At 52.2% G+C, this 16,239-nt stretch carries 13 protein-coding genes; 5 read left to right on the forward strand and 8 right to left on the reverse strand.

Annotation, left to right across the window (positions count from 1 at the left end):
- Nucleotides 1-8: 8 nt before the first annotated feature.
- The 7 genes from L3556_RS04055 to L3556_RS04085 form a co-directional block, all read right to left on the reverse strand.
- Nucleotides 9-2,273, reverse strand: a complete 2,265-nt coding sequence (locus L3556_RS04055; protein WP_277866030.1) for an AMIN domain-containing protein — start codon at nucleotides 2,271-2,273, stop codon at nucleotides 9-11.
- Nucleotides 2,274-2,422: 149 nt separating this feature from the next.
- The gene (locus L3556_RS04060) at nucleotides 2,423-3,157 is read right to left on the reverse strand and encodes a pilus assembly protein PilO (protein ID WP_277866031.1); all 735 of its coding nucleotides are present in this window, start codon (nucleotides 3,155-3,157) and stop codon (nucleotides 2,423-2,425) included.
- Complete coding sequence (locus tag L3556_RS04065) at nucleotides 3,154-3,843, reverse strand: PilN domain-containing protein (RefSeq protein ID WP_277866032.1); 690 nt, start codon at nucleotides 3,841-3,843, stop codon at nucleotides 3,154-3,156. The genes L3556_RS04060 and L3556_RS04065 overlap by 4 nt, the downstream gene beginning before the upstream one ends.
- 18 nt (nucleotides 3,844-3,861) lie before the next feature.
- Nucleotides 3,862-4,941 (reverse strand): type IV pilus assembly protein PilM, encoded by a 1,080-nt coding sequence (pilM, locus tag L3556_RS04070; protein ID WP_277866033.1) that lies wholly within the window; start codon nucleotides 4,939-4,941, stop codon nucleotides 3,862-3,864.
- A gap of 307 nt (nucleotides 4,942-5,248) precedes the next feature.
- Nucleotides 5,249-5,758 (reverse strand): hypothetical protein, encoded by a 510-nt coding sequence (locus L3556_RS04075; RefSeq protein ID WP_277866034.1) that lies wholly within the window; start codon nucleotides 5,756-5,758, stop codon nucleotides 5,249-5,251.
- 100 nt (nucleotides 5,759-5,858) lie between these two features.
- Nucleotides 5,859-6,122: a DUF3146 family protein gene (locus tag L3556_RS04080; protein WP_277866035.1), complete on the reverse strand. Its 264-nt coding sequence runs from the start codon at nucleotides 6,120-6,122 to the stop codon at nucleotides 5,859-5,861.
- Nucleotides 6,123-6,128: 6 nt separating this feature from the next.
- Entirely contained in the window at nucleotides 6,129-7,733 is a 1,605-nt protein-coding gene (locus L3556_RS04085) for an Hsp70 family protein (RefSeq protein WP_277866036.1), read from the reverse strand.
- Between the two features lie 204 nt (nucleotides 7,734-7,937).
- Between L3556_RS04085 and trxB the strand changes: the two genes are divergently transcribed.
- Both trxB and L3556_RS04095 read left to right on the forward strand, forming a co-directional pair.
- Nucleotides 7,938-9,323, forward strand: coding sequence for a thioredoxin-disulfide reductase (gene trxB / locus L3556_RS04090; protein ID WP_277866037.1), 1,386 nt, complete (start codon nucleotides 7,938-7,940; stop codon nucleotides 9,321-9,323).
- Between the two features lie 143 nt (nucleotides 9,324-9,466).
- Nucleotides 9,467-10,030, forward strand: coding sequence for a Uma2 family endonuclease (locus tag L3556_RS04095; protein WP_277866038.1), 564 nt, complete (start codon nucleotides 9,467-9,469; stop codon nucleotides 10,028-10,030).
- Between the two features lie 41 nt (nucleotides 10,031-10,071).
- Here L3556_RS04095 and L3556_RS04100 read toward each other — a convergent pair whose 3' ends face one another.
- Nucleotides 10,072-12,348, reverse strand: coding sequence for a ribonuclease R family protein (locus L3556_RS04100; RefSeq protein ID WP_277866039.1), 2,277 nt, complete (start codon nucleotides 12,346-12,348; stop codon nucleotides 10,072-10,074).
- A gap of 257 nt (nucleotides 12,349-12,605) precedes the next feature.
- Between L3556_RS04100 and acpP the strand changes: the two genes are divergently transcribed.
- Genes acpP through tkt form a run of 3 tightly spaced genes read left to right on the forward strand, consistent with a single transcriptional unit; the run spans nucleotide 12,606 to nucleotide 16,131 of the window.
- Nucleotides 12,606-12,851 (forward strand): acyl carrier protein, encoded by a 246-nt coding sequence (acpP, locus tag L3556_RS04105; RefSeq protein WP_277866040.1) that lies wholly within the window; start codon nucleotides 12,606-12,608, stop codon nucleotides 12,849-12,851.
- Between the two features lie 5 nt (nucleotides 12,852-12,856).
- On the forward strand, nucleotides 12,857-14,119 hold the full coding sequence (fabF, locus tag L3556_RS04110; protein ID WP_277866041.1) for a beta-ketoacyl-ACP synthase II: 1,263 nt from the start codon (nucleotides 12,857-12,859) through the stop codon (nucleotides 14,117-14,119).
- A 14-nt stretch (nucleotides 14,120-14,133) separates the two neighbouring features.
- Entirely contained in the window at nucleotides 14,134-16,131 is a 1,998-nt protein-coding gene (tkt, locus tag L3556_RS04115) for a transketolase (RefSeq protein ID WP_277866042.1), read from the forward strand.
- Nucleotides 16,132-16,239: the final 108 nt, after the last annotated feature.

The raw sequence follows: 16,239 nt of genomic DNA on the forward strand, positions 1-16,239 counted from the left end.
ACGTTTCCCTAGGGAGTGGTGACGCGGCGTTGAATCCCTGAAGGAACACCTGACCCAGGACTGTACTGATAGCCAAAGCTATTATCCTGAGAGTCATCTACCAGCTTAGGAGTCACCATCACCACCAATTCGTTCCGCTGTCGCTGGTTACTTTCCCGCCGGAAGAGTTTACCCAGCAAAGGAATATCCCCCAGAACCGGAATCTTCGTCACTAGGGATCGATCCTGATCCTGGATAATCCCTGCCAGTAGTAGGGTCTGACCATCCCGAATCCGAATCCGTCCCGACTCCATCCGTCGCTGGGAGAGTAACGTACCCGAAGACGGGTTAGCCACACCGGGGAAGACCACCGAATAGGTTCCACTGGGGGCACTCACTTCTGGAGACAGTTGCAGAGTAATAAAACCATTGTCATCGATTTGCTCAATGGTGACATTAAAGATCACCCCCGCTGGCCGGATAATGGGGGTAATGTTTGTCGCCGCTACCGCTGCCCCACTACCGGTTCCCGTCGTACTTGACGTGGATTGAATCCCTGAGAAAATCTCTTGGGTCAGGTTCACCTGGGCAGCACTACCTTCTTGGATCACCAGGGTAGGATTCGTCAAGATGGTGGCATTACCAGAGGTGATTGCTAACTGCACCTGGGAAAAGAACGTACTCAGGGTTTCTCCCACACCCAACCCCGGAACCGCTAACCCCGGAACACCAATAAAAGGACGAACCGCACTATTCACTGCCCCTGTAGCAGTGTCGAATGTACTCTGAATTTCTGGAGGGAAAATTTGGGGCCCCTCAAAGGTTCGTCCCCCGGGCGTTCCCGCTGGCAGATTTCCCGACTGTAGGGTCAAGCCAGAGGCATCAAAAATTGCCCCAAACAGGCTTGAACCGGCATTGGTAATAATATCCACATTGGATTCTTTACCGGCCAAGAGGTTCACATCAATAAACTTGACATTAACCATAGCCTGCCGTTTCCGCACATCAAACTGGGTGAGAAGGTTGGTGGCAATTTCCACTTTGCGAGGCGTACCGACCAAGGTAACGGTATTGGTGCGGGGATCTCCCATGGCCTCTAACCCCCGCAGGAGGGTTCCTCGGCACACATCGGAAATACTAGCACCGGCGACGTTAAAACTCGTAGTTTCATCACAGGCCGCACCCGTAGGAGCTTGGAACACATCCCGTAGGTTTGCCCCATACATTTCTAGGAGTTGAATGGCCCCCAGTTGAATATCCACCTCGCCCATTTCCATCTTCCGACCTAGGGCTGTTTCCGCAGTTGCCCCCGATGTTCCGCCGGTGCCACCTGACCCAACCCCAGAAATGGAGCCGCCAGTTTGGGCAGTGGTAATCAATGCCCGGGTTGTACCCTGTAAACCAAAAACGCGCATTTGGTTCAAGCGAATCGTTCGCACAATTCGGTTTTGGGCATTTGGGGGCAGATATTGACCGACAAACACTGTCCGACCCTGGCGATTAGCCTGTAGGTTCGCGACCCGTAGGACATAGTTAAAAACATCCTGAACTGACTCATTTTCAATGTCCAGGGAAATGTTCATGCCACCGGGGCCATCCGCACCACTCGATTCAGGAAAGACCACATTCATATTGGCGGCCCGAGCCAATAGGGAGAGGACTTCCCGTACCGGCGCTTCCCGTAATAAAAGGCGGGGAATCCGCTCATTGGAGCCGAGATCCACAATATCAGGAGCAGCATTAATGGGGCCAATTAACATATCACCCACAGGAGGGGCAACGGCCCGGGAGGTAAAGGGTGGAGCGGAATTTGGCCCCGGCCGCGTGGGTGCAGGTTGACCCGCCACCGGCTCACGGGGAGTACCGGCAGGTTGTTGAGCATTCAAAAAATTCAGTTGCAGACCTGACCCGTCTTCCCGGCGAATCACTTCGCCAATGGGGGCAGAGGCAACGCCATTGACCGTTACCCGAATCGTAGTGGCATCCAGTTGTGCCACCTCCACAGAGGTAATACCGGGGGCAGGATTATCTTGGCGAAAGGATCCTCCTTCCGGTAGCCGTAATTGGCTATTAGTAATATCTGCCAAGGAAGAGTTACCCCGATTCACGGTAAATACCGCTGGGCGAATATTGCCTTGAACATTAAACAGTAATTGAATTCCGTCCTGACCAGGTACTAGACGAATACCCGTCACTTCCGTACTGGCGGCCAACCCAGAGGGCTGAGTTGCAACCACCAAAATTGTAGCTGCGCAGCCAACACCTAAACGCTGTAAAAATTGAGACTGACTCACTGTTCCCTACTCCTCACAAAAGCCACCTAAATTAACCAATCGAGCTTCGACAAAAATCACATGGACAATTCGACGATTCTATGGATAAACGTTTACTGATCCCTTATTGATCTCTTTAGTAATCTACTGTTCTGGGGACGTTTTTAATTCTATTGTTGTTGTTCCTCCTCTGGTGCGCCCTGGGCATCTGACTCACCCTGGGCAGCTTCTTCCGCAGGGGCGGCAGCAGCAATTTCTTCCGTTGTTAGGGGAACGTAGGCAACAAGTTTGAACGTGGAGCGCACTTGCCCGGCTTGTTCAGGTATTTGCTCTAGAATTAGATCGCGAATGACGAGAACATTTTGCTGCTGGTCAATTTGCTCCATGACTTGCAGTGTTTGGGCATAGGCTCCTTCCATGGCAATACTGGTGACCTGTCGTCTTAGTTTGCCATTTAATTCAGGGCCAAGGGAGCCATCCTGGACAATTCCTGAAGCTGCATAATCGGGCTCAAAGCTATTGAGTTGAGCCGACGATCGCATAATAATTCCATTTAGATCTAAAAGCAGCGTATCTAGGGCTTCTTGACTGGCAAACAGACCCCGTACCTGTTGATTTTCAGCCCTGGCCCGGCCAATACTGGCAATGACCTCATTTAACTGGCGGAGAATTTCTTCTCGGCGGGCTAAGTCATCTTCTTTTTGGGATAGTTCCAGTTGAATTTGGGCTGCTTCTTCCAGTTTGGGGGCAATCAAGATGGTGGCCAGGTAGGCCGCCGCCCCTAGGCCGACAATGGCGATCAAAATGCCACTGACGATGGGAGTCAGGGTAATCCCAAAAAATGTCGGATAGGTGGGGCCTTGTTCCTCTTGCAGGGGTGCCCCAAAATCACCAGTTAGGGTCATGGTGTGACGACTCCTTGTTCTTTCAGAAAGTTAATGCGAGAAACAAGACCCTCAGCACCGTTGGCCTCTAGCTCTTCAATCAGTTCGGAGGCAGGAATTGTGCTCATGGCCGTATTCAGAGAGAAATTAATCCCTGAGGGTGCATCTCCATCGGAACCAACGCGACTGGCCGTCGCTAATTTTGTTGCCGGGCCATCAATAAACGCAGACTGATTTTGCAGAAGTAAAACAAAGTCGTTGACATCGTTAAAGGATGACGCTCTGCCATCAATCACCAGTTCATTGCCGGTGGGAGATTGACTAATTTTAATGATTTGCATACCGCTGGGGGTTTTGGCTCCTAGATCCGTCAGAACTGCCGACCAAGGCTTAATTTGATTGAAGGCCGTAGCAAAGGCTTGGGTTTCAGCGGTAATTTGCTGTTGCTCTTTCTTCAGCTCGTCCATTTTCTGCAAATCTGGGGCGATGGACGCTAACTGATCTTCTACCTCCTGTTCTTTTAGGGTGAGTTGTTGTACCCAAAAGGAGACGGCGGCGGAGCCTAAAAACACGAGTCCAATAAAGAAAAGTGCTGCAACCCCACCCAGGATAATCGGTATATTACTGGCACCGCCGGTCACAGTTGGAGTGGCAGCCCCTCCTAGTTCTGGACGTTCCTTAAGTAGGTTAATATCAATGGAATACATACCAATTGCTCCTGTGTACTAGGCACCACGCAGACCTAAGCCAATGACTGTGCCCATGCCTGGGCGTTTTTCGAGGGGAATGTCTTCAGCGGTTTCTAAGCCTAAAAGACTAATCGGATCTACGAGGGTGGTAATGCAGCCCAACCGCTGATTAAAAAATTCATCCACCTGGCCAATGCCGGCCCCAACCCCTGCGAGTAAAATTTGGGTGACTTCCAGGTTCTCGCCCTGATTAAGGTAAAAGTCAATGGAACGACGGAGTTCATCGGCTAGATCCCCAAGGACACGCAAAATAGCGGCTCCACTGGGATTAATGGCCCCGGTGACATCCATTGGCTCTAGGGGGACGGTCAGGCTTTCCAGAAGGTCAACCCCCATGGAGGGAGGCAGGTTCATGGCTCGGCTGATCGCCTCTTGCATTCGATCTTTGCCAATGGGAACTTTGCGGTTGAACTGGGGAATCCCATCTTTGACAATGCTAATTTCTGTCCCTTCGTTGCCAATATCGACGATCGCCGCCGCTTCTCCCACCAGTTGTTGCAATTGATCCCGCATGGTACGCATGAGGGCAAAGCTACTGATTTCTAGGGCGGATAGCTGTAGCCCCGCCTGGGCAAAGGTATTGATGTAGGCATCGGTGACATCCCGAGGGGTTCCCACGAGTAAAATTTCCACCCGTTCAATGCCATCATCATCTAGGGAGGTTCCTAGTTTTTGGTAATCGACATCCGCTTCTTCCCGAGGGAAGGGGAGATACAGGGGAGCTTCCTGCATTAAGACAACTTCCCGCAACTCGTAATCGGGGAGTTCTGCGGGCAATCGAATCAGACGAATGACGGCTTCTCCCATCGGGATTGCACTAATGGCATCCTTTTGTTTAATCCGTTTGTCTTCAATACCTTGGCGAATGGCATCGGCCACTGCCACCGTATCAATGATCCGGCTCTCAACGATCGCCCCCTCCGCGAGGGGGACACTGACAAAGGTGGTCAGTTTTGTACCCTGGCCCTGTCGCTGCACTTGGACAATATTGACCCGCTCTGGAGTGAGTTCAATTCCCAAGCCCTGCTTTGCTTTTGAAAATAATTTCCCAAACACAACGTCACCCGCTATGCTACTGAACGGTCATATTGATGCAGACCTGAGGAGTAAGCCGACATTAAATATAAATGGCCCGATTCACTGATCTGCTAGGGGAAAATCCCCACAATCGCAGTCAATGCTTGCAAAGAACCCTTAGAACTGGTAGCAATGATCCCAACCCTTAAAATTAAGCCAATAGATGGAGGCATCTATTTAGTTGCTATCCTAGCCAATCCCTGAAGATTCTGACCACTAAACTACTATGGGCATGCTCCTGAGGTTATGCACAAATTGTTGGATTAATTTGGGAGATGGATTTGAGTTAACGTCCTAACCAAGAAATAGGTGTGGAACTGGTCACTTGTACTTCCTGGGACAGTTCCGGGAATGTCACAAAAACAACACCGCCACTACAGGACATATCACTGGGCGATCGCCATTCACCGGCCACTAGTAAATAAACCGCACTCACGGCTTCCCGTCGCCAACTACGCCACATATCACTGGCGGGACAATCGTAAAGCTGGCACTCTTCCGGAATGGGATACTGGTGGAAATCAACCAGGGGGCCTTTGAGTTGATCAAGTAGGGGAAAAAAGGAAGATTGAATTAAACTTTGGCGTAGGTCTTCCCATTGATCACAGTGACGCTTAACGGAAATTTTAAGGGGGACTTCATTGAGTTTTGTGGTAGCAACAATACCTATTTTATTATCCACAAGTTGGAGTTGACCAAAGGCGGATTCTAGGCGAAAGTTGGCATTGGATAGAAGGGTACTTTTCCCATCTATAGCTGCCGCCACAAATGCCATAAATAGTTCTTGATCGTCCATAATCCCTAACATGATGGAGTACTCCACACCCTATCATATCCAGCGGGGGAGGTCTGGGCAAGGAGATATGGACAATGATATGCGGGCTAAAATTACGGGGTTAAAACTTAGCGCGAATGGTAAAAAAATAGTCGCCGCCAGGCTCTAATTGATAGTCCTGTTGTTCTAGGAAGCGGCCGAGGGGTTCTTTAATTAAGGCCCGCCCCAGGGAGGGAGAAATGATCAGTTCTTTGTGTTGAAATCGCCACTTAAATTCCCAGGTGTAATCACTGGCAATGACCTCACCTCGGATCTGACCCTGGTTCCAGCAGGAGTCGATGACCCGTACATGGGCAATGGTCTGGGGAAGGGGTTTAGGACTCACGGGCGGTTAACGAAGCTGAATGACCGGTTGTTGATCCACCAAACGCTCTAGGGTGAATAAATCTTCTACGGTGATCCGCAACTGGCGATCGCGATCTACCTGAAATAAAACACGTAGGCGATCGCTACCAGGATAACCAGGCGGGTCAAGGGGAGCAAGGGTACGGCCCTGATCCGTATCATTTAGGGCCTGTACATGGGTGTCCGCTGGGGTGCTGCGGGTAATGAGGCGATCGCCATCAAAGAATATTTCTGTACCGGAGGAGTTTTGCCCCAATTCACCGATGACTAATTCAATGGTGGGTTGACTGTCCGTTGAGGCCCCTAATACCAGTTCAATTGGCTCCGCCATGGGATAGGCTTGGCCCGCCGGAATAATTTGATGCCAGTTGTGGCGATTCCGACGGCGATCCCAGTAACGAACACCGTAGCTATGGTACAAAAAGTCTTGCAGTTCCATTCCCTGATCCAGTTGTAGGGCCCCCATGGCAATGGCCGTAAAGGGGCGACGGTAAGCCAATTTTTCTTCAGGGAAGTAGGTTTTCAACCAGGTTTGAACAGCGGGAATCTGACTGCTTCCCCCCACGAGTAAGACTGCCTCAATATCGGCGGGGGTAATGCCTTGGCGTCGGGCTTGTTGTAGCACTTGGGTGAGACAATCATCTAGGCGATTAAAAAACTGATGCTCCCTTAAGATTTCCTCCAGTTGCGATCGCCCTAGGGTGAGATCCAGACTGGTAAAGGTGGTTTCATCGAAGTAAATTTCCTGGGATTGGGTTTGCTGGGAAAGGGTTATCTTGAGACGTTCCGCCAACCGTAAACTGAGGGGGAATTCATTGGCGGGCAAGGAGTCCTGCTGTTGAAAATAATCCACAATCCAATGATCAATATCCGTTCCCCCCAAGGTCAGGCCCGCCTTGGCAATCACCCGGGCGGTTTTGATGGGTTGCTGTTGGCTGTCAGTCCACTGGCGATCGCCCCATTTCAGGATAAATCCCAGGGGTTTGGCCCCACCGCTCTGGGCCTGTAACTGGACGAGGGACAGATCCAGGGTACCACCGCCAAAGTCTAATACCAGCAGTAATTCGCCATCTCCAAGTCCGTATCCTAGGGCCGCCGCCGTTGGTTCATCTAAAAGACGAATTTGATCCACACTTAGGCCCTGGGCCACCTGACCCAACCAGGCCCGATAGGCCTCAAAACTATCGACGGGAACCGTCAAAATAAGCGATCGCCCCCCATCCCCATGGCTGGACTGAAGCTGCTGAATCACCCCCCCTAGGAACCACGCACCCACCTGCTCAAAGGTGAGGGTTTGTTGATCCAGTTCCGGCAAGTACCCCTGCACATTGGCCCCAATGCCCCGCTTAAACCGTTGAAATAAGCGGCGATCGCCCCGATGATCTAAACCACGATCCCGCACCTGTTGTCCCATCCAAAGGGTGGGTTTTACCGCATCTTCCACGTACAGTAGACTGGGAATCAGGGCAGCCACCTCTCCCACCCCCGTCGATAACCCCGGCAATGAAACCACTTCTGCCTCTTGACTGGCCGGGTTCCAGCGGGCAATGAGGGTATTACTCGTACCAAAATCAATAGCATAACTATACATGGCAGCTTCAAACGTTGAATAAACCTTGGTAAACCTTGGGCAACATTCAGTTTAATTAATTAAGATTAATGACCCTGGGGGCTTCCCCAAGATAACAAGTTATTAGTCCTGTTTCGGCAGAATTCTCGGCCAATGGGTGCGCCAAATCTCACCTATCCAGTATGATAAAGAGAAAGTGTAGTCGTTACGAGTTTGCACACATCCATGGCTGAATCCACCATTGAAAACGTTGTGATTATTGGTTCTGGGCCCGCGGGCTATACGGCCGCCATCTATGCCGCCCGGGCCAATCTCAAGCCCTTTATGTTTGAGGGGTACCAAGTGGGGGGCTTGCCGGGGGGACAACTGATGACCACCACGGAAGTGGAAAATTTCCCTGGCTTTCCGGAGGGGATTCAGGGCCCGGAATTAATGGAGCGGATGAAGGCCCAGGCACTGCGCTGGGGTGCGGAATTGGTAACAGAGGATGTGATTCAGGTGGATTTTCGCCAACGCCCCTTTTTGATTAGTTCCGCCGAGCGGCAGGTGCGGGCCCACAGTGTGATTATTGCCACAGGGGCAACGGCTAAACGGTTGGGCTTACCCGGTGAAGAGCAGTATTGGACAAAGGGAGTTTCCGCCTGTGCCATTTGTGATGGGGCAACCCCTATTTTTCAGGGTGTAGAATTGGCCGTCATTGGTGGTGGGGACAGTGCGGCGGAAGAGGCGGTGTATTTGACCAAGTATGGTTCCCATATCCATTTGTTGGTGCGGGGCGATAGGATGCGCGCCAGTAAGGCCATGCAGGATCGGGTGTTAGCAAATCCGAAAATTACGGTGCATTGGCATACCGAGGCGATCGCCATTGAGGGGGATGGTCAACTCATGCAGGGATTAAGGGTTCGGAATAATCTCACCCAAAAGGAAGAGACCCTGCCGGTACGCGGTCTGTTCTATGCCATTGGCCATACCCCCAACACCCAACTGTTTCAAGGACAAATTGACCTAGACCCGGTGGGCTATATTTTGACTCCCAAGGGAACGGAAACCAATGTAGCTGGGGTGTACGCAGCCGGGGATGTCCAAGATCACGAGTATCGTCAGGCCGTAACCGCCGCCGGCACCGGATGTATGGCGGCCCTAGAAGCCGAACGGTGGCTCTCGGCCCAGGGACTCCTGCACGAATTTCACCAACCAACTACTGAAGCTGCCCCCAAAGAAACCGCCCCAGCGGCAAAAACCCCTAATCTCAGCGAATCCGATCCCAACGCCTTTGATCCAACGGCCCTAAAGCATCGCGGCAGTTATGCCCTGCGCAAGCTTTTCCACGATAGCGATCGCCTGCTCATGGTGAAATACGTTTCCCCCACCTGTGGGCCCTGCCATACCCTCAAACCTATTTTGAATCGGGTCGTGGAGGAATTTCCTGAACAGATGTACCTGATTGAAATTGACATTACCGAAGACACGGCGATCGCCGAGCAAGCTGGGGTCACCAGTACGCCAACCATTCAACTCTTCAAACAGAAGGAACTCGTGGAAACCATAGTGGGCATGAAGCCGAAAAGCCAGTATCGGGAAACAATTCAGAAATATGTAACTAAACGTTAGTATTGAAGGTATCCCGCAAGTCCTCGGTGGGGGCGTAACGGCAAAATTGCTGATGAGGCAGTGCTTTAGGCTAGACATAACAGTGAGAAAATCAGGGCAATCTACTATACTGAAAGCACAAGCTGAGTCCCTTGACTAAAGTCATGACTGCCTCTCCAACCCAAATTCTTACGATTGAAGATTTTCTAAAGTTTCCATATTTAGAGGGATCTCCAGCATGGGAATACGTAGATGGGGCTGCTATTCAAAAGCCAATGCCCAAACTTCGACACTCTATTTTACAAAAGCGACTGTTGACCGAAATTGATAGTCACAGTGAATCGTACACAACACTACCTGAACTGCGCTGTACTTTTGCTGGGCGATCTGTTGTTCCTGATATTGCAGTCATTTCATGGAACCGAATTCAAGTGAACGGGTTGGGAGAACCAGAAGATAATTTTATTGAAGCTCCTGACTGGTCAATCGAAATTCTTTCACCCGATCAGAAGGCGAATCGCGTAATTGATAACCTTTTACATTGCATAAAACATGGCTGTCGGTTGGGGTGGATGCTTGACCCAGATGATTATTCTGTCCTGACTTTTGCTCCACATGAAGAACCCAAAGTCTATAGAGGGGATTGCCAGCTTCAAGTTTTGGAGGGAGTCTATTTAGAGTTAACAGCCCAGCAAGTTTTTGCATGGCTAAAAATAGACAAGCGTTGATGCTTATAGACAGAGAACATAGTGGTTGCGGCGGCATAATGTTAATCTTGATCGGAATCCTCCTCCTGCTCATTCTCTGAATCTGGCTCAGCAGCCACCTGTAGCTCTTCCTCGCTGGCTTGGCTGCCACCCCCGACGACGGCCAGATCCACCTGCTGACGGTAGGAGTCTACATTCTTGATCATCACATCCACCCGATCGCCCAGGCGATAGCGAAGGTGGTTCCGTCGCCCCGTCAAGGTTTGGGCCTGGGAACGATATTCGTACCAGTCATCCTTCAGGGAACTGACGTGAACCAGGCCCTCCACAGAAAAGTCAATCAATTCCACAAAAAAGCCGTAGGACTGTACCCCGGTAATGATGCCGGGTCGGGTTTCCCCCGCACAGGCCTGCACCCGCCGTACCCGTAGTAGCCCCTGTAAATCTTTCCAGGCTTGGTAAACCGTGCGCTCCTGCTCTTGCAGATCGGGCAAAATATCGGCTATCGCCCCTTCTAAGTCCCGCTGATCATCGGGGGGAAGTACATTCCAATTCACCTGATCTAAACAGGAGTGGTGGCGTAAATTCACCGATTCCTTGGCTCGAGCCGTGCGGCGATCGCGGCCCTTATCTAACAGGGCATGGATCACCCGCTGATTCAGAACATCACTATAGCGTTGGAGAGGGGCGCAACAATGAGCATAGGGGCCGGTCAAGGCCAAACTAAAATGGGCTGCCGCCGTCGCCGTATCGGCGGGCACCTTGAGGGTGTCACACAAAAGCTCAAGGAGAACATCCGCTAAATCTGAGGTCTGGAGTTGGTGAATAAACCGCTGGTAATCCTGACTGGTAACTTGACTGGTATCACTGAGGTTTAGAGGTAAATCTAGATTTTGGGCCAGCTTAATAAAATCCTGGATCGCATAAAGTTCCGGGGGTTCTTGGTGGCGATAAATGGCCGGCAATCCCAAATTGGCCAAGTGATTTCCCAGTAATTCATTAGCCAGAATCATCAAGCTACTGGGGTCTAAACCGGACTGGGACTGGAGAGCGGTAAAAATTCCCTCATCCCCATAACCCATGGGCAAGGTCAAATTCAAGGGGGCGGCCAGGGTTCCCCGTTGCTGGCGTTGCTCACTGAGTCCCGTGGAAATTTGCCCCAAGGTCTGCAACAAATCCCCTAGGGAGAATTTTCCTTTTTTAGCAAGAATTTTGGATACATCTTCAGGATTGAGGGTTTGATCCACCCGCACCACACTCGGCTGAATTTCGTAGGCTTGAACGTCCCCCTGGCCAGTGATCGTCACCAACAGAGACAGGCAGGGGCGATCGCCCCCAGGGACAAGGCGCAGGGCCGTCAGTTCCGGTGGAAAGAGGGGAATGGTTAGATCCTGGGTAGCCACCGCCAAGGCCCGCCGCCGCACCTCCCGATCCAGGGCAGAGTTAAAGGGAACTTGGGCCGCCACATCACTGATATGAATTCCCAATTGCCAGGTTTGACTGCCTAGGGGTTCCAAGGAAAAGGCCGCTTGCATCTCCTGCCACGGCCAATCTAGGGCAATGGTTTGCAAATTCCGCAGATCCTGGCGCCCCTCCCAAGAGGACTGTAGGGAGGCCGCTTCCAGTTCTTGATTGAGGGCGATCGCCACCCCTTGGGCCATCCCGGAAAATTGACGCGGCAGGTCATGCTTGCAACAGATCAAATCAATGGCCGGAGCCGACTGGGCATCCTCCCCTAAGACCTGATTGATTTCCCCTAGGGGTGGGTAAGCTCCCAGGGGGTAACGGACAATAATCACATGAACCAATTGATCCACCACCGCCGTCAGATCCGCCACGGTGCCATTGGGCAAAATTTCCACTTCAAACAAGAGGCGATCGTCTAGGGGAACCGCCCGAAACCCACTCTCGGTTTGTTTGATCCGGGCAATCACCGAGGGATTACTCCGCTCCAAAATCAGCTTGACTTCCCCCTCCGGCGATCGCTTCCGCCGCCCTTCTCGAGTCACCTTTACGAGGACGAGATCGCCATTCCAGGCTGTGCTGAGTTGATTTTCCCGGACAAATACATCTTCGCTACCCTCCTGTTCCTGGATCGCAAAGCAAAAGCCCTTACTGGAACAGCGCAATCGCCCTTCCACAACTCCCTCTTCGTGGAGTCGCCGATACTTACCCCGCTCCTTGAGCAAAACCCCCACCCGCTCAAGGGCATCTAGGGCAATTTGCAACTGATGTAACCCTTCCCCCTCTTCACAATCCAGCTTCTTTTCAAGAACCTTTGGAGCAATCAACTTATCGTCGCTGAAGTTAGCTAACAAACTACTAATGGAAAACTGCATGGGAGACTCATCAACTGTAGAGGACGGATCAATGGACTGAAGCGAAGGGCCCGATGCCAGAATAGCCAAAGGATTTACACGAGTTCCCCTAGCCTTGGAACCTAGCCCCTTCATGGGAATCAACCACCACCGCAGTTCATTCCGTCTCCATGATAGGATCTTTCGCGTTGATTCTGGTCACAAAAAGCCCTAGATTTGAGGAATGGCTGTATAAGCTACGGTTTAATTTCCATCCCCCGTAACGGTACTGTAAGGTTATGACTGAAGCTGAAATTTTTGAAAAGGTAAAAGCAATTGTCGTCGATCAACTTGGTGTGGACGACGATCAAGTAACGTCAGAAGCCAATTTCTCGACGGATCTGAATGCCGATTCCCTCGACTCCGTGGAATTGATCATGGCCTTAGAGGAAGCCTTTGGGGTTGAGATCCCTGACGAAAACGCAGAAAAACTGCTGACGGTTCAAGATGCCGTGGACTATATCAGCGGTAAGGTCGCCGCGTAGGGATCATGACTAAGGCAGAGGTAAAACGGGTCGTCGTCACTGGTATGGCCGCGATCACCCCCCTAGGGAATACCCTGGCCGATTATTGGCAGGGTTTAATGGAAGGACGGAATGGTATTGGCCCCATTACCTTGTTTGATCCGGCACGCCATGCCTGTCGGATTGCGGGTGAGGTGCGGGGTTTCGACCCAACGGCCTTCATCGATCGCAAGGATGCCAAGCGAATGGATCGTTTTGCCCAGTTTGGTGTGGCAGCGAGTAAGCAAGCTCTCACGGATGCCCAACTCACCATTGATGGGACGAATGCCACGGATATTGGGGTAATAATTGGCACGGGGGTCGGGGGTCTCAAGGTGATGGAAGATCAACAGGAGGTCTACCTAACCAAGGGCCCCGATCGCTGTAGCCCCTTTATGATTCCGATGCTGATTGGCAATATGGCGGCGGGTCTGACGGCCATTCATACTGGCGCAAAGGGCCCCAATTCCTGCTCGGTGACGGCCTGTGCCGCAGGCTCCAATGCCATTGGCGATGCTTTTCGCTTAATCCAGCATGGCTATGCCAAGGCGATGATCTGTGGCGGCACGGAGGCGGCCATTACCCCTCTGTCCGTCGCTGGTTTTGCCTCCGCCCGGGCCCTGTCCACCCGTAATGATGATCCGGCCCATGCCAGTCGACCCTTTGATCAGGATCGGGATGGCTTTGTTTTGGGAGAAGGTGCCGGTATTCTCATTTTGGAGGAGCTAGAATTTGCTCGCCAACGGGGGGCCCACATCTATGCGGAAGTGGTGGGCTACGGACTCACCTGCGATGCTTACCACATGACCGCGCCATCCCCCGGGGGGGAAGGGGCCTCTCGGGCCATTGAGTTTTGCCTCAAGGATGCGGGAATCACGCCGGATCAGGTGAGTTATATTAATGCCCACGGCACCAGTACTCCCGCCAATGACAGTACGGAAACGGCAGCAATCAAGCGGGCCCTTGGGGATAACGCCTACAACGTTCCCATTAGTTCGACGAAATCGATGACGGGGCATTTACTCGGTGGCTCTGGTGGTATTGAGGCGATCGCCACGGTGATGGCCGTTTTCCATGACCGGATTCCACCCACGATCAACCTAGAGCAGCCGGAACCTGCCTGTGATTTAGACTATGTTCCCAAGGTGAGTCGCGCCTGTAATGTGCAGGTTGCCCTATCCAACTCCTTTGGTTTTGGTGGCCATAACGTCACCTTAGCGTTCCGCAAGTACGATGCAAACCATCAGTAAAGAGAGACTAATTCATGCCTGTTGCCACCCAATCCCTCGAAGAACTCTGTATTAACTCAATTCGCTTTTTGGCAATCGATGCCGTGCAAAAGGCCAACTCTGGCCACCCTGGTTTACCGATGGGTGCGGCTCCCATGAGCTATGTGCTCTGGAACCAGTTCATGCGGTTTAATCCCAAAAATCCCCAATGGTTTAACCGCGATCGGTTTGTGCTTTCGGCTGGACATGGTTGTATGCTCCAATACGCCATGCTCTATCTGACCGGCTATGACAGCGTGACCATTGAAGATATTAAGCAATTTCGCCAATGGGGTTCCCACACCCCCGGCCACCCGGAAAACTTTGAAACTGCCGGTATAGAAGTCACCACCGGCCCCCTCGGTCAAGGGATCTGTAATGGGGTAGGTCTTGCCGTTGCCGAAGCCCATCTCGCCGCTAAGTTTAATAAGCCCGATGCCACCCTCGTAGACCATTACACCTACGTCATTTTGGGGGATGGCTGCAACATGGAAGGAATTTCCGGGGAAGCCTGCTCCTTGGCGGGACACTGGGGCCTCGGCAAGCTGATTGCCCTCTACGATGATAATCATATTTCCATTGATGGCTCCACCGACATTGCCTTTACGGAAGATGTGGGCAAGCGGTTTGAGGCCTACGGTTGGCACGTTCAACATGTTCCCGACGGCAATACAAACCTAGAGGCGATCGCTGCGGCCATTGAGGCGGCTAAGGCCGTCACCGATAAGCCCTCCCTGATTAAAGTGACGACGACGATCGGCTATGGCTCCCCCAAAAAAGCGGGAACCGCCGGAGTCCATGGTGCTGCCCTCGGCCCCGATGAAGTCACCGCCACCCGTGAAAATCTCGGCTGGGAGTACGAACCCTTTGATATTCCTGGGGATGCCCTCGCCCATTTCCGCAAAGCCGTGGAGCGGGGAGCCAGCTACGAAGCAGAGTGGAATTCCGCCCTGGCCCAGTACAAAACCAAATATCCCGCCGAAGCTGCCGAATTTGAACGCCTCCTAAAAGGGGACTTGCCCGCCAACTGGGATGCCCAACTCCCCAGCTACACGCCGGAAGATAAGGCCCTTGCCACCCGCAAACATTCTGAAAATTGCCTGAATGCGATCGCCCCCAATTTGCCAGAACTCATCGGTGGCTCTGCGGACTTAACCCATTCCAACCTGACGGAACTGAAATGCTCCGGTGACTTCCAAAAAGGAGCCTACGAAAATCGGAATCTCCGCTTTGGGGTACGGGAACACGGCATGGCCGCCATCTGCAATGGCATTGTTCTCCATAATTCCGGCTTAATTCCCTACTGTGCGACCTTTTTGGTATTTGCGGATTACCTGCGGGGGGCCCTGCGGCTTTCGGCCCTATCCCAAGCAGGGGTAATCTATGTGATGACCCACGACTCCATCGCCCTCGGCGAAGATGGCCCCACCCACCAACCCGTCGAAACCCTGGCATCCCTGCGGGTGATTCCCAATTTGTTAGTGATTCGCCCCGCCGACGGAAATGAAACCTCCGGGGCCTACCAAGTGGCCATTACTCGCCGGAAACAACCCACCCTCTTAGCTCTGACCCGCCAAGGGCTACCCAATTTAGCCGGAAGCTCTGCGGCGAATGTGGCCAAGGGAGCCTACACCGTAGTGGACTGCGACGGAACCCCAGACTTGATTTTGATTGGTACCGGCTCAGAGGTATCCCTTTGTGTCACAGCTGCCGAAGAACTCGCTGCCTCTGGCACCAAAGTCCGGGTTGTGTCCATGCCCTGTTGGGAATTATTTGCGGAACAGTCCAGTGAATACCAAGAGTCCGTGCTACCCAGTGCCGTGACCCGGCGGTTAGCCGTTGAAGCTGGCTCTAGTTTCGGCTGGTGTCGCTACGCCAGTGCCTCCATTTCCATTGATCACTTTGGAGCTTCTGCCCCAGGGGGAACGGTCATGACCAAGTTTGGTTTCACCGTGGAAAATGTGGTTGCTAAGGCCAAGGCTATCCTCGCCTAGGGCATTTCCTGATTTCCTTATAATTAGGGTAGATGGGATTCCTCGGTCTACCCTTTTTAATTTCTAGATTTTTGAGCTTCTAGATTTTTGTTGTTACATTGTGCGTTG

The organism is Candidatus Synechococcus calcipolaris G9 (assembly GCF_029582805.1).
Lineage (GTDB): Bacteria > Cyanobacteriota > Cyanobacteriia > Thermosynechococcales > Thermosynechococcaceae > Synechococcus_F > Synechococcus_F calcipolaris.